Genomic DNA, 19,327 nt, shown 5'->3' with positions numbered 1-19,327 from the left:
TGTCTGGTTGTCGAACGTGGTAGTTCGTTAACGTTGGCTTGGAATGGCTGGATTTTAGTTGTTCCTGCTTATCAATATACTAGGGAAGTGAAATGAAATTTAACAACAACAATAACAAGTTGAAGCGGTCTCGTGCGGCCTCAGGAATCGCTTTTGCACTTTTAGCCTGTTCCAATCTTGCACTGGCTGGGAACTATCAATCGTCAGTCGCTCTGCCGGTTGTTCATTCAAAAGGCTATGTTCACACTGCTGAGCTGCCAGTAAGCAGGCATGCGCCTGCGGCAGCGACGATCAAAAGTGTCAGTTGGAACTGGAACGTGGTGGGCTGGCCTCAGGGGCTTGAGGTCTATTTGTGCCAAGGCCCCAGCGTATGCCTGAACGTATCACGTCAGCGAACGGGTTCAACAACGTTTTTCGGTAATCAGTTGGCAAGTCGTAAGTTTTATTACACGATGAAGGTTGGAGATACGGGAAGGGTGCCGGTCGCTGGACAGCAAGGGCGAATCACTGTCGATTGGTAATCTTACAAGCGCCCTCCCCGCAGACGGGGAGGGCGTTCAGGCTACCAATTTGCCATATCACGAAAATCGTGAGGAAGAGAGTCGTTAAAGGTTAGTATCTTTTCAAGAATCCTTGCCGCAGGCGTACCTTTCAAATATTCCTCTTCATAAAGGGCTGTTCGCTCTTTTTGCATGCACCCCCCTATTTTCTGAAAGTAAGCGCTAGACTCGGGTGTGACTATCTTGCCCGTGGCGCAGTAACGAATCACGGGGTAATCAGATAGATCCACACCTTCGCCAGTCAATGAATTGTACGCATAGTGTCTGGCCAGGAAGCTTGCTTCCAACGGGCTGCTTTGAGCCTGTGCCATTAGCTTGTGCCTGAGCTCTCCTCCTCCTCGCAGGATTGTCCTTGCGCAATGAGGTGTTTCTTTTTCGTGGACGGCTTTTTGAAGCACGTCAGCGAAGATTTCAGCTGTTGCCGCAGGGGGACGTGTTGTTTTTTGCCGTACACCCAACGGGGTAACGTTAGGGAATGGCGTAGCATTGTCGGTGCGTGTCATTTGAAAGTCCTTCGCGCACGTTTCATTGCCGTAGGCATAGGAACGAAGTCCTTCTCCTCAACGATGGCTCTGCGTTGTTCGATACTCATGCTATCCATGAATCGAGGCGAGCGGAGCATTGTGGAGCTGTCGAGTGTTGCGGGTGCTGCGACTGGAGGTGTCTGTGTGATGGCATCGTTCAACAGGCTGGCAAACCGACCTGAACGGGGTTCGGTTAGTCTTTCGAGGAATGCCGGTCGGTAGGTGGACGGTTGTTCTGTGGCAGATTTTGTTTTTATTTCCATAGCGGTTACTCCTGTTTTTAATCAGGAGAGCAAGGAAGATGCCATATTGAATGGAGAAGTTGTTCCTACGCTGTTACGACCTTTGGTTAGAGGCTGGATAGATATGTCCTACACCGTATTCTTACCTGTAATGTTTTTTCATATGTCGGCAAGTGGTGTCTGGTTGCGGCAAGTCGCTGCCGTCACGCGGAATGAAGTTATATGAGCTGTTTGTAGGAGCGCCGATATACAGCTGTAAGAATTTTCTCTTTTGACACTGAAATGCCGAACAGATAATTCATTATCTGTTCGGCACGCTCTCAGGCGTAGTCGTCACTCGGCCAGTCAAGCAGGGCAATCAGCCCAGATCACGAACCAGCTGGCCGATCACTTCGCCCACTTTGGCCAGATCCGGTGCCGCCAGGCGATGTTCATCGGCATACGAATACGCCACGGTGAACAGGCCGGCGGCGCGGGTGGAATAGGCAGGGGCGTCTTTCTCGAAAACACGGTTTGCTGCTTCGGCAGTCAGCGAAGTGGAGCTGATGACTAAGCGCTCTTCGGGGTCGTTCACACCGTTGATATAAACTTCGTCCGGGTTGATCGACCATTCGGCCAGTTCACTGACCAGAAAGGCGCGGATCTTTTCCTGAACGGTCGCGTTGTCAGCGGCCAGTGCAGCAGGGTTTACTGGGGTATTCATGATTTAACTTCCTTGTTAAGTTCATGTGTCGCCGGATTTCATGGAAGCTGGCTTCACATGAACGGATTGATTGAGACCCCATTCAGCCTCAGGTGGCAGAGTGAGTTGCGGTGCATATTTATAGACGTGAGATTTTTTTCTTCGGTTATGCCGAACCGCATTGCGCGGTCCGGCATGTCGACATTCAGCCGCGTGCGTGGGTCACCGGCAACGCATCCGCGCCACGCTCGCGCACCCAGAACAGCGTTGCACCGGCTACTGCCGCAGGCATCATCAGCAGGTTGACCACCGGGATCAGCAAGGCCACATAGACAATGCCGCCGAAGCTCAGGCTCTGCCAGCGCTTGCTCTTCAGCCAGCCGAGCATTTCGTTCCAGCCCAGTTTGTGGTTATCGGCGGGGTAGTCGATGTACTGGATCGCCATCATCCATACGCCGAACAATAGCCACAGCGGGGCGGCGATGATGTTGGCGACCGGGATGAACGACAGGATGAACAGGCCGAGCATGCGCGGCAACATATAACCCAGCTTGCGCGCTTCGCGGGCCAGCGTTCGGGGCACCATGGCGATCAGTTCGGCCCAGCTGAAATCGGGTGATTCGTCTACGCCGCGAACCACGGCTTCGACCTTTTCGGACAGAAACCCGTTGAACGGTGCGGCGATGATGTTGGCGACCACGGTGAAGGTGAAAAACACCATCAGCAGCACCAGCGCCACGAACAGTGGCCACAGGATGTAACTGAGAAAGCTCAGCCAGTGAGGCAGGGTCGGCATGAACGTATCGACCCACAACTCGAACTGATGCACCGCCAGATAGATCAGGCCGCAGAACAACACCAGATTGATGCTCAATGGCAGTAGAACGAACAAGCGCAAGCCAGGGCTGAGGACCAGTTTCAGGCCCTCTCTCAGGTATTGCGGGCCGGTAAGGGCGGGAGCGGGCATGGGAGTCTCCGAGTGCTTGAAAGGCGTGACCTTACCGGCTTTGTGATGCCCGTGAAAGAGCAGAGCGACGACGGCTTTTGAGCACGCCAGACTTGTGGCGTATCCTTGGCGAAGGAAGACTATCCGAATGGCTCGCCACCCATGGCGCCGCTTTCAAGCGCCCGCGCTATAGAAGTGACCTATAGGGTGGATTGTGAAACGATATTTCCTTAACCTCTGCGGCCCCGATAGGCTGTCCCGCAATCCAGGACCTGTCTTTCAGGTCAGAATTTTCAGGACCTGCCGAACCAAACGACGCTTCCCCAAGCGTTTCGGTGGTCCTTTTTATCCAGCCGTCCCGACCGCGGCGTAAACGGTCGGTCGATAGGAGTGTGTCATGTCAGACGTACGTCATTCCCGAGTGATCATTCTCGGTTCCGGCCCTGCCGGTTACAGCGCTGCGGTCTACGCCGCTCGCGCCAACCTCAAGCCCCTGCTGATCACCGGCATGCAGGCTGGCGGCCAATTGACCACGACTACAGAAGTTGATAACTGGCCAGGCGACCCGCACGGTCTGACCGGCCCCGCACTGATGGAGCGCATGCGTGAGCATGCCGAGCGGTTCGAGACTGAAATCGTCTTCGACCACATTAATTCCGTTGATCTGGCCGGCAAGCCTTTCAGTCTGCAGGGCGATAGCGCAACCTACACCTGCGACGCCCTGATCATTGCCACCGGCGCAAGCGCCCGCTACCTGGGTCTGCCTTCGGAAGAAGCGTTCATGGGCAAGGGTGTCTCTGCCTGCGCCACCTGCGACGGTTTCTTCTATCGCAACCGTGAAGTCGCGGTGGTCGGTGGTGGTAACACGGCGGTGGAAGAAGCGCTGTATTTGGCCAACATCGCCAGCAAAGTGACCCTGGTTCACCGTCGCGAAACCTTCCGTGCCGAGAAGATTCTGATCGACAAGCTGCACGCGCGCGTCGCCGAAGGCAAGATCGAACTCAAGCTCAATGCCACGCTGGACGAAGTCCTGGGTGACAACATGGGCGTGACCGGTGCGCGTCTGAAGAACAACGACGGCAGCAGCAGCGAGCTGAAAGTCGACGGTGTGTTCATCGCGATCGGCCACACGCCGAATACTTCCTTGTTCGATGGTCAGCTGGCCTTGAAGGACGGTTACATGGTTGTGCAGGGTGGTCGCGAAGGCAACGCCACGGCGACCAGCGTCGAAGGCGTGTTTGCAGCCGGCGACGTCGCCGACCACGTATATCGCCAGGCCATTACTTCGGCCGGTGCAGGCTGCATGGCGGCACTGGACGTCGAGCGCTATCTGGACGGGCTGGCTGACGTATCGTTCTGATTTGTGTGAACACCCATCGTTATGCATAGGTTCTGAAGAGTTCGGACACAGGGTGTTCAGGTTTCTGCCCACAGAGCGTGGCCACGGACAGGGCGACGCTCTTCATGTTCGCGAAGACGGTCATACGGATGATGCTGTTTCGGAGAATATACCGACCCTTTCGCGAGCAAGCTCGCTCCCACGGCCTTCGGCCAGAATCAAAAGCAGAGCTGCGTATTAAAACTAGTGCCCAGGTATGGGCACTAGAACGATGTGATTTCAATCCAGCCGATCAAGCCTTGCGCTTGAGCGGTTCGGCTGCAAACTTCACACCCGCCAGACCATTCGTCATCAGCGCACGGATATTGCCGTGGTCGCTGCCTTCAGGCGTGGCTTGCACCGAGCGGTAATGCTCTCCGAACGCCAGCAGTGCCTCTTCGTCAGTCAAGCCTTCCAGTAATGCCAGGCCCAGGGTCTTGCACGACCCTTCGTTTTGCCCGGCAGCATTGTCGACGTCGCCGTTTCTGAAAGGCTGAGGCTGGTAGTCGTAGCCTTCGGCGATGAACGCCAGGGTGTCGGCAAACGTGTGCTCGCCGCTGCGCAGGCTGGCGCGCAGGGAAGTCAGATCAGTCATGTTGTTTGGTTTCCTTGACGAACGCCGCCTGTTGTTCGGCGTTCGCTTCTTTCTGATAGCGGGCTTTCCACTCGCTGTACGGCATGCCATAAACCACTTCACGTGCATCATCGAGGCTGAGGTCGATGTGCTTTTCGTCAGCGGCGGCCTTGTACCACTTGGACAGGCAGTTACGGCAGAAACCGGACAGGTTCATCAGGTCGATGTTCTGGACATCCTTGCGGCTGTCCAGATGTGCGACCAGTCGGCGGAAGGATGCAGCTTCGAGTTCGAGGCGTTCTTGCTCGGTCATGACGGGCTCTTTCAGTAGACGGTTGACGTCATGATAAGAGTTTCAGCGTTGACCGGCGAGCGTGATCGACACCGATTCGGCAAAGCGCAGGGCATGCGGCTTGTCGACTTCCACTTCAGCGTAGGTCACCGCCTCGTGGCTCATCACCAGATCCAGCACTTCCTGGGTCAGTCTTTCCAGCAGGGCAAAGCGATTGCCCTCGACATGCTGGATGATGGCCTTGGTGATGGTGCGATAGTTGAGTGCATGCTCGATGTCGTTATCCCTAACGGCTTCCTGGGCGGCGTAGAGAATCGTCAGGTTGATCAGCACGTCCTGTTTATTGAGGATTTCGTCCTCGTTGATGCCGATGAACGTGCGCAAACGCAGGTCCTTGACCCGGATGCGTGCGGTGCCAGGTTCGAGTCTTGCCATTATTGTCTGCTCCGTCCGATCAATTGCAGAAACTCCATGCGTGTGGTGCTCGAGTCACGGAAGGCGCCCAGCATCACTGACGTGTTCATGGTCGAGTTCTGCTTTTCGACGCCGCGCATCATCATGCACATGTGCTGGGCCTCGATGACCACGGCGACACCGGCGGCTCCGGTGACTTTCTGAATCGCATCGGCGATCTGCTTGGTCAGATTTTCCTGAATCTGCAGACGCCGGGCAAACATGTCGACGATGCGTGCGATCTTCGACAGGCCCAACACCTTGCCGGTCGGAATGTAGGCCACATGCGCCTTGCCTATGAACGGCAGCAGGTGGTGCTCGCAGAGCGAGTACAACTCGATGTTCTGGACGATGACCATTTCATCGTTGTCTGAGGCGAACAGGGCGCCATTGACGATCTCTTCGACGCTCTGGGTGTAGCCGTGACACAGATACTGCATGGCTTTGGAAGCGCGTTTCGGGGTGTCCAGCAGACCTTCGCGGTCTGGATCTTCACCAAGGCCAAGCAGAATGTCTCGATAGTTCTGGGGCAGGGACGAACTCATCAGAATGATCCTCGGGGCGGCTTACTTGACGTGCCGTCCGCCGTTTACGGTCAGTGTTGTGCCGGTGACATAGGTGCTGTCCAGAAGATAACGCAGGCTCTGGTAAATCACCTCTGCACCAGGCTCTATGCCCAGGGCCGACTTGGCCAGGGCGTTGGCGCGGTAAGCCGCATCATCCTTGGGTTGAAACATCAACAGCGCCGGTGCTATGCCGTTGACTTTGACAAACGGGGCGAACCTGGCGGCGAAGGACAGCGTCAGGCTTTCCAGGCCGGCCTTGGTTGCGCAATAGGCGATGTGCTTGCTGCTGCCCTTGCGGGTCACGTCATCGCTGATATGCACAATGTCAGCGACCTCGCTGGCGGTCAGCAACGACTCGCAATGCAGATTGATCAGGTACGGCGCCAGCATGTGCACATTGAACATGCTGCTGAAGTTCACGGCTTCATCGCCCGGTGTTTCTGCCAGCCACTCGGAAGCGTTGTGGACAATGGCCCGCAGACTCGAGGTCTGGGCTTTCAATAGCTCGACAAAGGCCATGATCCCGGCCTCACAGGAAAAATCCCCGTGGATGGCTACTGCTCCAGCCTGGCGCAGTTCCGTCACACTTTCGTGCTCGGTGCGGTAACTGATGATCACCCGTTGACCGTGTTCCAGCAGACGCAAGGCGCAGTGCAGGCCCACGCGCTGGCTGGCGCCGGTGATCAGAATCGGTGCAGAAGAGATTGCCATCGACAGCTCACGTATCGGTTATCCGTATTGGACGGGGATTGTACGGTCGATTGTTTCTTCCGGTTTACAGGCAAAGTTATACCAGAGAATTTTTTTGTACAACCATGGGCATCATGAAACTCGCCGAGGCAGTGCTCGCATGCGCCGAGCACGGGGATACTGAGGAAATGAACGGGGCCGGGCAGCGACCAAGACCTGTACCGAAGGGCAGGGGGTGTACAGGTCTTTATGAGCTTAGCGAGGGGACGGTGATTGCGTCGGGCGTGCCGGTGCAGGCGTGCTCTGTAGCCAGGGCGCCAGCAGGCGCGTGGACAGCGGGATGAACAGATAGACCATCAGCGGGGTGAGCACCGCTGTGCTGACCATGATGCGCGGCAACAGGTCCAGATGATTGAGCAGCGGGCCCAACAGAAAGTTGAAGATCAGCGACACGGGGAAAAACGCCAGCCAGATCGCGACGGCCTGTTTCCAGCGCGGCGGGCGCTGATCGATTGCGCCGAACCAGCCGTCAATGCCGCTGACCCGATGCTCCGAGGGTTGTGCGAAAAGACCGCTGCCACGCACCAGCCAGGAGCGTCGAGAGGCGGAATGCTCCCAGGCGTGCATGGTGTGCTCATCGGTAAAGCGGAAAATGATCTGAAATTCGTCATCGCCGGGCGGAGGAGCCAGTACGCCGGAACCCAGATACCCCGGAAAGTCCGTGGCCAACTGTTCGCCTTCGTGCAGCCAGGCCATCATTTCATGGTAGCGACCCGGCGCCACGCGGCGGGCAACCATCAAGGTGACGGGTGAGGTAGACATTGTATATCTCCGGTAGAGGCGTGAAATTCCCGGGTAGGGAGGTCACATGCCGCGATCCGGGGTGGTGGATCGCGCCAGCTTCACGTGAACAGCAAGCAAGGATTATTCCTGAAACGCTGAGAGACCGGTAGAGCGTTGCCGGGCAGGCGGGTTACTTGTGCAAGGATGGATGTTTGCGACGATGCTCTTGCAGGATGTACTGGCGCAAGCGTTCCGCATCGTCCTTGCCATGTTTGCTGAAATGATAGGCACCGACGTTTTGCCCGATCATTCGCTCCAGCTTGCCGCGCATTGGAATAGGCGCTTGCCCTGGCGGGTTGAACCAGGCGGAAAAGTTTCTCGGCAGCTTGCCTTCCTTGCGGTACTCGAGCAGCACGCCCTTGAACGACAGCTCGTGAACCCAGAGCGCCGTCAGTGCGCCCTTTTCGGTTTCGAGAGGGATCGGCTCTTCAAGCACAAGCCGCCATGGGCGGATCTTCGGGCCTTCCTCGAAAATACTCGGCGCGCCGAGCTCCAGATGCAATGCGTGGAATTCGTCCTCGACCAGGTGCAGAGGGAAATTCATCTGCTGATTCTCGAACTGCGCATGGATCGTGACCTGCTCATGAGCGGCCAGTCGTGTGAGCAGATCCTGAATCTGGATGCCGCCATTGACCAGCAGGCTGCGCGTACTGTCACGTACGTTGAGCTGGGGATTGCGGTGCATGCTCTGGATGAAATCCAGCTCAGCCTGGGTGAGAAGAGAATCAGGTTGCATGGGCGGAGGCTCGGTCTAACCGGTTATTGAGAACAAAGACCATTGATTCCGCAAAGTGTTCTGGCCATCCATCATATTTTTTCATTTAAGTGTTTCAACTCTGCTGTGCTTCTTCGGGCAGACCGAAGGCAGAATGGTCCGTAGAAAATTCAGACGGCATTCTAAGGCATAATGTTTCACTTTTTTAAGTTGCTGCAGGAATAACCATGAAAGTCGCCATTGTGTGTGGAACGGTCTACGGATCGGCCGAAGAAGTTGCCAGACACGCCGCTGCACTGTTGCGTGCCGCCGGCCATGAAACCCTCGTCAATCCGCGGCTCATGCTGCCTGATCTGCTCGCCTTCGAGCCTCAGGCGATACTCGCTGTGACATCGACTACCGGCATGGGGGAGTTGCCCGATAACCTCATGCCTCTTTATTCAGCGCTGCGTGACCGGCTGCCAGGCGAACTGCGCGGATTGCCCGGCGGTGTGATAGCACTGGGCGATGCCAGTTATGGCGACACCTTCTGTGCAGGCGGTGAGCAGATGCGCGAACTGTTCGCTGAAATAGGTGTTACCGAAGTACAGGACATGTTGCGTCTGGACGGAAGCGAAAGCGTCACTCCGGAAACCGACGCCGAGCCGTGGCTGGAAGCGTTCATCAAGCACTTGGGCTGAAAACATCGCGCTGCTTTATCGGGCATGATTCAGCACAGCGCGTGTTGATTGTGACTATGCAGGGCGTGGACGACACTCATCGCAACGTATTCCTGAGGCATGGAGCCTGCGATGAGCGAGTCAGTGCGTTTTGACGATAAAGTCGTGATTGTGACCGGCGCTGGTGGTGGGCTGGGTCGGGCTCATGCGCTGCTGTTTGCGAAACATGGCGCGCGCGTGATGGTCAACGACCTGGGTGTTTCTGCGCATGGCGAAGGGGCCAGCGCGTCTGCCGCCGATCGCGTTGTGGCGGAGATTTGCGCGGCAGGTGGCACTGCTATAGCCAGCCATGATTCGGTGACCGAGGGCCACCGCATCGTGCAGCATGCGCTTGACGCGTTCGGGCGTATTGATGTGCTGGTCAACAACGCCGGCATCCTGCGTGACAAGACCTTCGCCAAAATGGAGGACGCCGACTGGGACCTGGTTTACCGCGTGCATGTCGAGGGGGCCTACAAAGTCACCCGTGCCGCCTGGCCTTATCTGCGCGAGCAGCATTATGGACGGGTGATCTTCACGTCATCGACGTCCGGCATCTACGGCAACTTCGGGCAGTCCAATTACGCGACGGCCAAGCTGGGGCTTTACGGGCTGACCCGCACCCTCGCGCTGGAGGGTCGCAAGAATCACATCTTGGTCAACGCCATAGCGCCAACGGGCGGCACACGCATGACCGAGGGCCTGATCCCTGCCAATGTCTTCGAGCTGCTCAAGCCCGAACTGGTCAGCCCTCTGGTGGTTTACCTGGGCAGCGAGCAATGCCAGAGCAGTGGAGACCTGTTCGAAGTGGGCGGCGGCTGGATCGGCAAGGTCCGTTGGCAGCGCAGTCAGGGAGCCTGCTTCGACCCGCAGACAGGTTTCAGCCCGGATGACGTTGCGGAGCACTGGCAGGCGATTGGTGATTTCGCCAATGCAGCGCACCCTGCCGACACCAGCGAGGCGTTGAAGGAAATGATGGCCAACCTGCAGAAGTACGTTGAATAACCAGCCTCTAGAGTTGATGCAAGACCGTGGGTATCGGTTGAACGTGCGCGCCTGTTCAAGCTGACGGCTTGATTATGTATGAGAAGTTTCACCGAGTTATGTAAGAGTATTCTTGTGGTCCAGTAGGTTGGGTATGGATTTTTGCACGCCTATCAACCATGCCGCGCTGGCTCCGATATGAAGTTCGAACACATTCATATCTGGAGTGACACATGGCCAAATCAATATGGGGCGATTTTCCGCCGGTAAACGTCGCGGCGCCTCCTGAACGAGTCAAGGTCCAGAAGGCCGCGGCACAGGTAACCCAGGTGCTTCAGGAGGTGGGCGAAAGTTCGATCGCGCTCAATGCTCTGGCGATGGAGAAGCGCAAGATGAAGCCGCTGTTCAAGGGCTTCAATCCCGAACAGATAACCCCCAAGGATCTCAACAGGGCGGGGATGATCCTGTACAAGTTCGGCATGATTGATAATCACACCGCCGAGTTGATGAGTCGCGCAGGCGACGAGTTCGACAAAAAAGGCAAAGTGATCGACCCCAGCAAGGAAATCAACGCGCTGGAGTTTTTTGCCAACCGAATCATCGAAATGAAAGAGAAGGCGCTGAACGGCGATCCATACGCCAAGGCGCTATTGCCTGATTACATCAAGACCATCCATATCATGCAGAACCTTCAGGCATTTGCCGACTCGGGCGACAGTTACGAGATGCGCAAGATCAAGGACATGGAAAACAAGGGGCTGATGAAAAGAACGCCGAATGCCAAGGGTTGAGGCACGCTGCATGGCATAAACGCGAAGAGTGCCAAAACCTGCGGGTAATAAAAAAGGCCGCTGCACAGAGAACTGCACGGCGGCCAAACAAAACGCAGGATCAAGGGAGCTTGCAAATCCACGTCGATTTAACGCGCGCAGGTTAACCGCCATCAGACGTCCGAAAAATCCCCGCACAGGATATGCAGCATTACCCGACAGGTAACAATTCGCAGCGAATGAGCAGCGCGCTCAATGAACGCGGTGGTTTACCGCTAAACGGCTCAGGCGCTCGGCAAGCTGGAGTCTTTGCAGTGGGTCTTCACTGAGCAACAGCGCGCGTTCCAGATCGAAGCGTTCGGCCTGCGGGCATTCAAGGAACTGGTACAGACTGGCGCGGGCCAGATGATCACTGCTGGTGGCCTGGCCCAGTTCGACGATGCGGTCGGCGTCCTTCAGCGCCGCGAGGACATTATCGTTGATCTGGTGCAGGTGCCGCAGGTTGCGCGACAACCTCTGCAGCATGCTGATCGGGGTGGCGCGTGTCATGTGCTCGGCGCGCAGTTGCAGGGTCGGGCCAAACTGTCTGATCAACAGCTCGCGGCAGTCAGCGGGATAGAGCCTGCGTCCGCTGCAGGGGTCGAGCAGGTGATCGGCGCCTGGCACGCGCAACAGGAAGTGACCTGGAAAATTCACGCCTTCCATCGCAATGTCCAGTCGCCGCGCGATCTCCAGCGCGATCATTGCCAGTCCCAGTGGCTGGCCTCGACGTTGCTGCACGATCTTGTGCAAAAGGGCCGAATCGGGTTTGGGAGGATTCCAGTCATCCTGCTGAAAACCCAGGGCGTTGAGTTGTCGCAACAGCGGTTGTGCAAGTTCAGGCGCAGGCAGGACAGGCAGCGCCGCGCTTATCTGGCGCTGCAACTGATCCATTTCGTTCATCACCTCATGCCACGCGAAGTGCGCGTCATGTTCGGTCGACACCCATAACGCAGCTTCAAACACCGAGGGCGGTGTCTGTTGCAGGCAGGCCAGGCAATGCTGACGTGGCGTCATTGACCACTCCGTGCGGCTCGAAATCCAGTGCGAAGACTCTTTGTAGCCCCGTGCGCGAATTTCGTCCAGCGCCACTTGTTTCTACTTGCTCAGAGCCTCTATCAGGTCGGGTGTCACATAGTGCGGACCGTCGAACAGGTACAGCGGATAGCCATCGAAGGCTGCGATCTGCGGTTTCAGTTCGGCCGCCGTTGCCGGGCGGAAGCCGCCGCCTACCTGCGGGCGAAAGGCTTCGACGATGATCCTCACGCGATTCTTGCCCAGCCGTTTGCGCAGGGCGTCGGCGTAGGTCCGGGCAACCGGAGCGGTGCGCGCATAGACGCCCACGCCATCCTGAAAGAACACGCCGATATCGTCCGGCAGCCAGGTTTTCAGCCAGTCCGCCGTTGCGTCGGGCCCGATGTTGGCGCCATCGTAGACGCTGATCCATAACGGTCTGGGCAGCTTCGCCAGCAGTGCGGGTAACTCCTTGGCACGACTCCAGCTGGGATCGACCTCGGCGGGGAAGTACCAGCCAGTAACATTGAGCGGCGTTTTCACCTTGGCCAGTTGCGCCGAAAGCACCGCCAGTTGCTCGATATTGTCCCGTGAGCGGGTTTCGCTGAAGTACCCGGCCAGCCCGAGGATCACCTCCTGCGCCCACGGCTCCTTGCCGATCCGTGTCCAGTCCGGCAACACCGGCACACTGGCCATCGAGGTGCCCGGTATGAACGACTGCTCATCGACCGCCGTCCACTGCACGAGCAATTGCCTCGCGCCGAGCCTGTCCCAGTTGCCGCTTATGCCTACCGTTGCGTTATCCGGTTGCCAGACGATGCCGACGACCCCCGGGCCCTTGGGCTGGATCAGCAGATACAGCTCGCTGGTGCCGAGGGCGATCGCCCCCACCAGTAGGGCGGCCACCGAGGTCTTGACCAATGTTGCCTGTCGCAGCAGTGCGGCCAGAGCCTTCAAACATTACTCCCTGATGGATGACGGGCGCGGATCACCACGAAAACGTCATGCGTGCGAAGACGCCTTGTGCACGGTCATCGCCAAATATTTTCTCGCGGTATTGCACAGAGACATCGACGTACGACTGTGGTGCCTTGTATTTGTCCTCACGGAACCAGTACCGCACGCCCGTACCGACGCCTAGCCCGCCAGCGTTTCCGGATGATGTGCTGCTACGGCCCAGGCTGTCGACCTCACTGCGCATCTTTGAATCGTAGTCCACTGCGGCGACCACGTGGGGGAACACCACCAGCCGCGGGCTGATGCTGTCCAGACGGAAGCTGCGCCCGACCTGCCACTCACTGTTGAAGTAGTTGCGCTTGTCCTGCAGATAGCGCCCGCCTTCAGCATACAGCTGCGAAGTCCACCAGCTGGGTACATCGACGCGCAGATCGGTGCCGATGCTCGAGCCGTAGCCCAGGCGCACCAGCCAGTCGCCATCGGCGTTTGAGTTGCCCAGCGGAAAGGTGCGTTCGAAGGCGCCGATCACGTTGACTGCGCTGAACGGCTTGACCCGGATACCGAGCGCGCCCTGCAAAGCGTCCGCGCCTGTGTCGGAGTCGCCTTCCTTGCTCCACAGCGTGTCGGTGATACGCCCGTAAAGCTCGACGAAGCGCGCATTGCGGTAACCGAAGGGGCGCCAGAACACTTCGGTGCTGTTTTGCACGCTGTCATTGCTGCCGCCGGGTGCGCCGCTCAGGCCGCTGCTGGTGCTGGCACCCCGATAAGTCGTGGTGTTGGTCAGGCCCCATTCACGGGACAGATCAGAGACGGCGCGTCGGGTGTCGAACACCTGTTGCACGGGCATCTGCAGATCGCCGGTTTGCTGGTAATCGAGCACGCGTTTGAAGTAGGCGATGGCCTGCGCATCGTCCGACGTGCGCATCGCGCTGTAGGCGGCATCCTGCACTTCACGGGGCTTGAGCCCCGACTGACGATCGACACGCTTGAACGTATCCAGCGCGCCTTGATCATCGCCCGCCTGGCTGAGGAAATAGGCAATCTGCACTTCATCGCCGGGTTGCAGTTCGCCCGCATCGCGAGCTTGCTGCAGACGTTGCAGCGCCTCACTCGGCTGGCCCATGGCGGCATACAACGAGGCCTGTTCACGCAGGGGCAGGTTGCCGACCGCCATTGCCTGGGCGAAGTCCTGACGTGCACCGTCCTGATCGCCCAGGCGCTGACGCATTCGTCCGCGTTGGACGAGCAGGGTGGCGTCGTTGCCGTTCAGCGCCAGCGCTTCGGTGGCTGCAGAGCGCGCTTCGGCATACTGCCCTTGGGCAATCAGCGCGCTGACCAGCAGCTTGCGGTAGGCCATCTGTTTCGGAAAACTGCGCACAGCCTCCCGCGCTTCGGTGACTGCAGTTTCGTTATCACCGCGTGCCAGTGCCTTATAGCCGGTGGCTGCCTTATCGACCGCCACCTGCTCCTGAATCGCCTGCCGACGACGCGTCAGGACCTGTTGCGGCCCCAGCGCCTGCTCGGCATCGTTGATGGCTGCCTGTGCCTCATTCAGACGCTGCTGACGTTGCAGCGCCTCGATCAGCATCATGCGGTAATCGAGGTTCTTCGGTGCCTGGGCAATGGCCTTGCGCGCATGACTGGCCGAGCCGTCGTAGTCGCGCTTGGCGTAGGCGCGCAGCGCCTGATTGCCTTCCAGATAGCCAGGTTGAGGACGTGTCTTGTAAGCGCGTTGCGGGTGATCGCGGCGGTACTTGTCGCGTTCGGCCAAAGTAATGAGGTCACGCAACTGCTGAGCGTCACCGCGCTGACGCAACGCTTCGTTGGCTTTGGCGATGGCCAGGTCGTAATCCTTGCGGTTGTAGGCCATGTAGGCTTCGTTGGCGATGGCATAGGCGGGTCCGGTCAACGGCAGGGGCAGTGTGTCCGCCTGGCTGAGCTGTGCGACAAGACCCAGGCCGCTCACCAGCAGCGACAGGATGAAGGGGCGCTTCATAGTGGCTGCTCCGTTTGATCGTCAGATCGGTAATGGTTGTGCTGACGTGCCACAGCCTGTTCGATGGTTTCTCTGGGCAGCACGCCGATGTCGACCAGATAATCGCCGATCCGGCCATGCACATGCGGACGGTAGCCGAGCATGGCTTTCTGGAACACTTCGCGGTCCAGCAGGCCTTGCTCGATCAGCAGATCGCCCAGCAATGGCGCCCTGGCTGGAAGCGGCTGACCCTCGACCACCTGCAACTGACGCAACTGCGCAACGATGTCGCTCTCACGGGCAATCAACTGCACCGGCTCGGCACCCAGCTGTTCGGTAATCTGCTGCAGACCGTCAGGCGGCAGCGGGCTGGCCACTGCAATTTCCTGGCGTCCCAGCGCATTCCTTTGCAACGGCACGACACGCCAGCGCAGGCAGAACTCATCGGCCAGCACATCGTTTGTCGAACGTTTGCCGGCAATGTCGAACACGCGCGGCAGGTCGTTCTGAAAAGCGATGGCCTCAGCCAGTGTTTCGTCGTCGAGCCAGCCATGACTCAACAGAATCCTGCCCAACGGCAGCTGGCGGGTCTGTTGTTCGGCCAGTGCGGTCTGCAGTTTTTCGTCGTTGATGGCTTGCCAGGACAGCAGCACGCTACCCAGACGGCGGGGCGCGACGGCAATCAGGTCGGAGGACGGAAAGTCGTGCATGGTCTTGTCCCAGACCAGCTTGCGGTTGAGCACCTTGCCCACCAGAAACATCCGCCAGGCTCGAGCCGCAGCCATGAAGTTGACGAAGTTGCCGACCACCATGCGCGGTATCGACAGCAAGCCATGCTGCCAACCGTAAAGCACGGTGGTGAAGTAGCAGCGATGCAGGATCCGCCACAGCAGCGCGATGCCGTTGGCCACCAGCAGATACTGAATCAGGCCGGTGGTTTCAAAGGGCGTCGGAAAGCTGGTGTTCCACAGCCCGCTGGAGCGCAGCACAATCAGCACCAGCAATTGAATGAGGATGGCATAAGCAAGGATGCTGACAAACGATGTCACCACACCCTTGCGGTCCCGAAACAGCAGGTATCGATTGGCCAGCGAGCCGGTCCAGCCCATTTGCTCCCAGCCTTGCAAACCGATACCCAGCGTCCAGCGCGCTTTCTGGCGAAAGGCGGTGCGGAAGGTGTCCGGGAAGAATTCGCGCACGCACAGCGGCATTTCCAGCGTCGACTCATAAGGCTTGCGGAACCACGATTTGCGCAGCACCCGGAATTGCACCGGGAAGCGTACGAAGATCGCCTGCATGCCGTACTTCGCCAGCCGCGCGCCGACGTCGTAGTCCTCGGTCAGGCTTTCGGTATTGAACGGCTGGTTCTGGTTTTCATCCGCCAGTACCATCAGCGCACGTCGCGAGAAACAAGTGCCGACGCCAGCCGAAGGCACGGTGTCCGTCATGCTTTCGCGCACTACCAGGTCCTTGCCGTGCCATTCGGCGAACTCGTCCATGTAGGTGCCGGCCACCCATTCGTACCAGTTGCGTTCCAGCGACACGACCGGCAACTGGATCATGTCCTTGCGTGGCAGCAGGTAATTGAACAGGCGCAGTTCAAGCGGGTGCAGCACGTCTTCGCTGTCGTGCAGGATGGTCCCGGCGAACTGTACGGAATGAGTCTTCTCGTACAGAAAAATCGCCTGGATCACCCAGTTCAGGCAGTCGGCCTTGCAGGTGGGGCCGGCGTGCGGCACCTCCACGCGGTGCAACTGCTTGTAGCGGCGACGCATGCGCTCCACTTCATCGATGGTGCGCTGGTCGTTGATGTAAGTGCCGACGAACACCACGTAGTTCTGATAGTCGAGCGTCGACACCATGTTTTCGATCATCGGCGCGATGACGTCGTATTCCAGCCAGGCCGGGACCATGATTGCCAGCGGCTGCTCGTCGCGGGCAATCAACTGCTCGGCAGTCAGTGGCCGGTAGCGACGTTCGGCGGTGAACTTGCGGTACAGCCGCCGCGACCAGTACCAGATATCGATGAACAGGTCATCGATACTCGATACCAGGATGATCAGCCCGACAACGATCGTCGCGACTTCCAGCACGCTGTAGTAATGGGCCAGCCAGTAAGGCCAATAGAGCGACGTCATTGCGGCGGCCTGTTACGAGCGATTGCGACGGGCGCTACGGCCAGCCAGCAACAGAATGAGAAAAAGTACGATGCCGGCCGGGATCAGCCACAGCAGCGACGGTTTGCGCCAGGCGTCGATGCCGGTGCTTTCCTCCTCCTCGATCATCTGGCTGCCGGTCGGGTCCTTGGCGTCGAAGGTGGCGACCGGGCCGCTGTCAGCCAGCAGCGCGGCGTTGCCACGTTCCAGCAGTACCGGGCGTTCGAAAACCGGGGTCTGACCGCCCAGCGTGCGATAGATCATGCCGTGCTGGCCGCCTGCTTCGATCACTTGCAGCGAAGCCAGGTGGTTGAGCGACTTGAGGTCGAGCAGCGTCTGCTCTTTGTGGTTGATCAGCAGATGCCCGTCGTTGCTGGCCTTGACCGACTCGGCGCCGTCCTTGATGGGCAGTTCGAAGGCCAGGAAAGACTTGGCCGGGGTCACGGCGACGCTGGCGTCATCGCTGACGCTGAGCTGTGCACGCAACGGCGAGACGCCGGAGGCGCTGGCGATGCGGATGACTTGCGGCAGGCTGCTGGTCGGGCGCTCAAGATAGCCCTTGGGCACCATGATCTGCGTGTCGGTGGCGAAGCGTGCCGCCATGCCCGAGAAGTTTTCGTCGGGCGTTACCTTGTCCAGCACGATGTGGCTGGTCGGCAGTACCGAGATCGGGAACGCCTGCGGCGTTTCCAGGCACTGGTTGCTGACTGGCTGACGCTGGAAAGACACACGCAGGACGTTCTGCGCCGCCAGTGCGTACTGCGGAATCCGGGCTTCGATGCGCTCTTTCTTGCCATCGGCAGTCAGTTGCATCGCACCGATCAGGTAATCATTGAGGAACAGCGTGGCAACCGGTGGGGTACCCGATGCGCCGGGGGCGGCAGCGATATCGATCATCGCAGTCACCGGTACGCGACCGTCATAGGCAACGCTGCCCAGCGGGAACGAGGCGCTCCAGTCGGTTTTTGCCAGCACATCCACCGTGCCGGGCTTGCCGCCCAGGCGGGTCAGTGCGATGCGACCGTCTTCGCTCAGCGGCATGGCGGCTTCTTCGCCAATAGTCAGCTGGCGATTGCGCGCCAGCTTGTTCCACGCCGAACTGAACAGGCCGATGGCCTTGTCGGCCGACTCCGGCTTGATCATCAGCAGTGCACGATTGCCCAGCAGGGCCAGACTCACGTCATCCCCGGCGCTGTTGGCGAGCGGCTTTTTGATATGACGTTCGCGCCATTGGCCCAATGCGCTGGCGGCCGAAGCATCCAGACCTTGCACCTGCGCCTGGAGAGCGTCCATGGCGTCGTCGATTGCCTTGAGCAGCTGTGGATCGCTAATCGCCAGGTCGGCCTGCAAGGCCGGTGTCTGGCCGAGCATCAGCAATGCACCGATTTCCGCCGGGTCGCGCAGGGTGTACTGGCCCTTGCCTTCGAGCCCTGCAAACGCCGGGATCTGCTTGAGTTCTGCCGGAATAGTCAGGCCGCTCAGGTCCACGCTGTCCTGAACCGCAGGGAACGGCAGGATGCGTGCCTGCTTGCCGATGCGCTCCAGCGCTACGCCCAGACGCCAGGCGGCATCGTAGCTGGCGTTCGACAATGTGCCGGGTGCAACCAGCAGGCCGGGCTTGCCGGGCAGTGCATTCCATACTGCGCCGACGTCCTGCAACTGGCTGGCGTCGTAGCTGTAGGTCAGGCGCGTGTGCGGATCGATGCGCAACACGTTGCCGATAGCGCGTTCATCTTCGCAGAGCACTTTTGAGATCACCGACGACCAGGCAATCCCCAGCCGCACAGAACCGTTTTCGCGCGCTGCCTTGTCGACGCCCAGTGTCGCACTGGCGTTGCCCTGTTCTTCACTGAGGCCCAGCGCACGTACCGGATAACCGTCCAGCGACAGCAGCAGCGTGTTGCGGCCTGCCTCGCCGTTCAGATAGCTGGCATCGAAATTCAGCGTGGCCTCGGTCAACGGCACATTGGCAGGCACCGGCAGGTACAGCTCGCGGCGGGCATCGCTGGCATTGAGGATGATCGGGCGATCAATACCCAGCTCCCTCAGTTCGACCACTCTCTCCTGGCGATTGTCGGCAGTGATTCGGTTGATCGCCTGGGTCAGCGGGCTTTCGGCAGCCAGGGCGAATGCAGGCATCAGAGCCAGCAGGCTCACCCCGCAGGCAAGTACGCCAAACGCGCCCATGTTTACGGCAACGGAAGATTTCATCGTGCAGATCTCGGTAAAGGCTCAAGGCCATTGGGTCTTGATACAGGCGCCGGTCTGC

20 protein-coding genes are annotated in these 19,327 nt (G+C 58.9%); 5 read left to right on the top strand and 15 right to left on the bottom strand.

Annotation, left to right across the window (positions count from 1 at the left end; all coding sequences use genetic code 11):
* Positions 1-92: 92 nt before the first annotated feature.
* On the top strand, positions 93-521 hold the full coding sequence (locus tag BLR20_RS10465; RefSeq protein WP_235809997.1) for a flagellar protein FlhE: 429 nt from the start codon (positions 93-95) through the stop codon (positions 519-521).
* Between the two features lie 41 nt (positions 522-562).
* On the opposite strand, the gene BLR20_RS10460 is transcribed toward BLR20_RS10465, so the two are convergent.
* From BLR20_RS10460 to cysZ, 3 genes are all read right to left on the bottom strand, one after another.
* On the bottom strand, positions 563-1,063 hold the full coding sequence (locus BLR20_RS10460; protein WP_054993155.1) for a hypothetical protein: 501 nt from the start codon (positions 1,061-1,063) through the stop codon (positions 563-565).
* A gap of 621 nt (positions 1,064-1,684) precedes the next feature.
* A complete protein-coding gene (locus BLR20_RS10450; RefSeq protein ID WP_010437630.1) occupies positions 1,685-2,029 on the bottom strand; it encodes a hypothetical protein in 345 nt (114 codons plus the stop codon).
* 184 nt (positions 2,030-2,213) lie between these two features.
* A complete protein-coding gene (gene cysZ / locus BLR20_RS10445; protein WP_010437628.1) occupies positions 2,214-2,975 on the bottom strand; it encodes a sulfate transporter CysZ in 762 nt (253 codons plus the stop codon).
* Positions 2,976-3,351: 376 nt separating this feature from the next.
* Between cysZ and trxB the strand changes: the two genes are divergently transcribed.
* Entirely contained in the window at positions 3,352-4,314 is a 963-nt protein-coding gene (gene trxB, locus BLR20_RS10440; protein ID WP_003316986.1) for a thioredoxin-disulfide reductase, read from the top strand.
* Between the two features lie 271 nt (positions 4,315-4,585).
* Here trxB and BLR20_RS10435 read toward each other — a convergent pair whose 3' ends face one another.
* From BLR20_RS10435 to BLR20_RS10405, 7 genes are all read right to left on the bottom strand, one after another.
* Positions 4,586-4,927 (bottom strand): HopJ type III effector protein, encoded by a 342-nt coding sequence (locus BLR20_RS10435; protein ID WP_054993156.1) that lies wholly within the window; start codon positions 4,925-4,927, stop codon positions 4,586-4,588.
* Positions 4,920-5,219 (bottom strand): DUF1244 domain-containing protein, encoded by a 300-nt coding sequence (locus BLR20_RS10430; RefSeq protein ID WP_010437625.1) that lies wholly within the window; start codon positions 5,217-5,219, stop codon positions 4,920-4,922. The genes BLR20_RS10435 and BLR20_RS10430 overlap by 8 nt, the downstream gene beginning before the upstream one ends.
* Before the next feature lie 42 nt (positions 5,220-5,261).
* On the bottom strand, positions 5,262-5,633 hold the full coding sequence (gene folX / locus BLR20_RS10425) for a dihydroneopterin triphosphate 2'-epimerase (RefSeq protein WP_003316983.1): 372 nt from the start codon (positions 5,631-5,633) through the stop codon (positions 5,262-5,264).
* Entirely contained in the window at positions 5,633-6,196 is a 564-nt protein-coding gene (folE, locus tag BLR20_RS10420) for a GTP cyclohydrolase I FolE (RefSeq protein WP_010437624.1), read from the bottom strand. Before folE ends, folX begins: the two co-directional genes overlap by 1 nt.
* A 21-nt stretch (positions 6,197-6,217) precedes the next feature.
* Positions 6,218-6,928 (bottom strand): dihydromonapterin reductase, encoded by a 711-nt coding sequence (gene folM, locus BLR20_RS10415; RefSeq protein ID WP_010437623.1) that lies wholly within the window; start codon positions 6,926-6,928, stop codon positions 6,218-6,220.
* Between the two features lie 234 nt (positions 6,929-7,162).
* Complete coding sequence (locus tag BLR20_RS10410) at positions 7,163-7,729, bottom strand: putative antibiotic biosynthesis monooxygenase (RefSeq protein WP_010437622.1); 567 nt, start codon at positions 7,727-7,729, stop codon at positions 7,163-7,165.
* A 151-nt stretch (positions 7,730-7,880) separates the two neighbouring features.
* Positions 7,881-8,486, bottom strand: coding sequence for a hypothetical protein (locus BLR20_RS10405; protein ID WP_003365472.1), 606 nt, complete (start codon positions 8,484-8,486; stop codon positions 7,881-7,883).
* 206 nt (positions 8,487-8,692) lie between these two features.
* Here BLR20_RS10405 and BLR20_RS10400 point away from each other — a divergent pair, with 206 nt between their 5' ends.
* The 3 genes from BLR20_RS10400 (at position 8,693) to BLR20_RS10390 (ending at position 10,938) form a co-directional block, all read left to right on the top strand.
* Entirely contained in the window at positions 8,693-9,145 is a 453-nt protein-coding gene (locus tag BLR20_RS10400; protein WP_032615865.1) for a flavodoxin, read from the top strand.
* Between the two features lie 111 nt (positions 9,146-9,256).
* Positions 9,257-10,168, top strand: a complete 912-nt coding sequence (locus tag BLR20_RS10395) for an SDR family oxidoreductase (protein WP_032615863.1) — start codon at positions 9,257-9,259, stop codon at positions 10,166-10,168.
* A 212-nt stretch (positions 10,169-10,380) separates the two neighbouring features.
* Positions 10,381-10,938 carry a hypothetical protein gene (locus tag BLR20_RS10390; RefSeq protein ID WP_054993157.1) on the top strand — a complete coding sequence of 186 codons (558 nt, stop codon included), beginning with the start codon at positions 10,381-10,383 and terminating at the stop codon, positions 10,936-10,938.
* A 231-nt stretch (positions 10,939-11,169) separates the two neighbouring features.
* On the opposite strand, the gene BLR20_RS10385 is transcribed toward BLR20_RS10390, so the two are convergent.
* The 5 genes from BLR20_RS10385 to BLR20_RS10365 all read right to left on the bottom strand — a co-directional run bounded on the left by BLR20_RS10385 (position 11,170) and on the right by BLR20_RS10365 (position 19,269).
* Positions 11,170-11,973, bottom strand: a complete 804-nt coding sequence (locus tag BLR20_RS10385; RefSeq protein ID WP_010437617.1) for a SirB1 family protein — start codon at positions 11,971-11,973, stop codon at positions 11,170-11,172.
* An 81-nt stretch (positions 11,974-12,054) separates the two neighbouring features.
* On the bottom strand, positions 12,055-12,927 hold the full coding sequence (locus BLR20_RS10380; protein ID WP_054993158.1) for an alpha-amylase family protein: 873 nt from the start codon (positions 12,925-12,927) through the stop codon (positions 12,055-12,057).
* A gap of 31 nt (positions 12,928-12,958) precedes the next feature.
* On the bottom strand, positions 12,959-14,923 hold the full coding sequence (locus tag BLR20_RS10375; protein ID WP_054993159.1) for a bacteriophage N4 adsorption protein A: 1,965 nt from the start codon (positions 14,921-14,923) through the stop codon (positions 12,959-12,961).
* Positions 14,920-17,040 (bottom strand): glycosyl transferase family protein, encoded by a 2,121-nt coding sequence (locus BLR20_RS10370; protein WP_054993160.1) that lies wholly within the window; start codon positions 17,038-17,040, stop codon positions 14,920-14,922. Before BLR20_RS10370 ends, BLR20_RS10375 begins: the two co-directional genes overlap by 4 nt.
* Positions 17,041-17,052: 12 nt before the next feature.
* Complete coding sequence (locus BLR20_RS10365) at positions 17,053-19,269, bottom strand: cellulose biosynthesis cyclic di-GMP-binding regulatory protein BcsB (protein WP_054993161.1); 2,217 nt, start codon at positions 19,267-19,269, stop codon at positions 17,053-17,055.
* Between the last annotated feature and the right edge of the window lie 58 nt (positions 19,270-19,327).

The sequence above is a fragment of the Pseudomonas congelans genome (assembly GCF_900103225.1).
Classification (GTDB): domain Bacteria; phylum Pseudomonadota; class Gammaproteobacteria; order Pseudomonadales; family Pseudomonadaceae; genus Aquipseudomonas; species Aquipseudomonas congelans.
The sequence above is the reverse complement of the archived record's forward strand: the minus strand, read 5'-3'. Positions and strand labels throughout refer to the sequence as shown.

What these genes read in the sequence shown, in the direction of transcription:
- BLR20_RS10450 (WP_010437630.1), bottom strand. Translation starts at nt 2,029, where the DNA reads ATGAATACCCCAGTAAACCCTGCTGCACTGGCCGCTGACAACGCGACC.
- folE (WP_010437624.1), bottom strand. Translation starts at nt 6,196, where the DNA reads ATGAGTTCGTCCCTGCCCCAGAACTATCGAGACATTCTGCTTGGCCTT.
- BLR20_RS10365 (WP_054993161.1), bottom strand. Translation starts at nt 19,269, where the DNA reads ATGAAATCTTCCGTTGCCGTAAACATGGGCGCGTTTGGCGTACTTGCC.
- BLR20_RS10435 (WP_054993156.1), bottom strand. Translation starts at nt 4,927, where the DNA reads ATGACTGATCTGACTTCCCTGCGCGCCAGCCTGCGCAGCGGCGAGCAC.
- BLR20_RS10385 (WP_010437617.1), bottom strand. Translation starts at nt 11,973, where the DNA reads ATGACGCCACGTCAGCATTGCCTGGCCTGCCTGCAACAGACACCGCCC.
- BLR20_RS10400 (WP_032615865.1), top strand. Translation starts at nt 8,693, where the DNA reads ATGAAAGTCGCCATTGTGTGTGGAACGGTCTACGGATCGGCCGAAGAA.
- BLR20_RS10410 (WP_010437622.1), bottom strand. Translation starts at nt 7,729, where the DNA reads ATGTCTACCTCACCCGTCACCTTGATGGTTGCCCGCCGCGTGGCGCCG.
- BLR20_RS10375 (WP_054993159.1), bottom strand. Translation starts at nt 14,923, where the DNA reads ATGAAGCGCCCCTTCATCCTGTCGCTGCTGGTGAGCGGCCTGGGTCTT.
- BLR20_RS10465 (WP_235809997.1), top strand. Translation starts at nt 93, where the DNA reads ATGAAATTTAACAACAACAATAACAAGTTGAAGCGGTCTCGTGCGGCC.
- BLR20_RS10395 (WP_032615863.1), top strand. Translation starts at nt 9,257, where the DNA reads ATGAGCGAGTCAGTGCGTTTTGACGATAAAGTCGTGATTGTGACCGGC.
- trxB (WP_003316986.1), top strand. Translation starts at nt 3,352, where the DNA reads ATGTCAGACGTACGTCATTCCCGAGTGATCATTCTCGGTTCCGGCCCT.
- cysZ (WP_010437628.1), bottom strand. Translation starts at nt 2,975, where the DNA reads ATGCCCGCTCCCGCCCTTACCGGCCCGCAATACCTGAGAGAGGGCCTG.
- folX (WP_003316983.1), bottom strand. Translation starts at nt 5,633, where the DNA reads ATGGCAAGACTCGAACCTGGCACCGCACGCATCCGGGTCAAGGACCTG.
- BLR20_RS10460 (WP_054993155.1), bottom strand. Translation starts at nt 1,063, where the DNA reads ATGACACGCACCGACAATGCTACGCCATTCCCTAACGTTACCCCGTTG.
- folM (WP_010437623.1), bottom strand. Translation starts at nt 6,928, where the DNA reads ATGGCAATCTCTTCTGCACCGATTCTGATCACCGGCGCCAGCCAGCGC.
- BLR20_RS10390 (WP_054993157.1), top strand. Translation starts at nt 10,381, where the DNA reads ATGGCCAAATCAATATGGGGCGATTTTCCGCCGGTAAACGTCGCGGCG.
- BLR20_RS10430 (WP_010437625.1), bottom strand. Translation starts at nt 5,219, where the DNA reads ATGACCGAGCAAGAACGCCTCGAACTCGAAGCTGCATCCTTCCGCCGA.
- BLR20_RS10405 (WP_003365472.1), bottom strand. Translation starts at nt 8,486, where the DNA reads ATGCAACCTGATTCTCTTCTCACCCAGGCTGAGCTGGATTTCATCCAG.
- BLR20_RS10370 (WP_054993160.1), bottom strand. Translation starts at nt 17,040, where the DNA reads ATGACGTCGCTCTATTGGCCTTACTGGCTGGCCCATTACTACAGCGTG.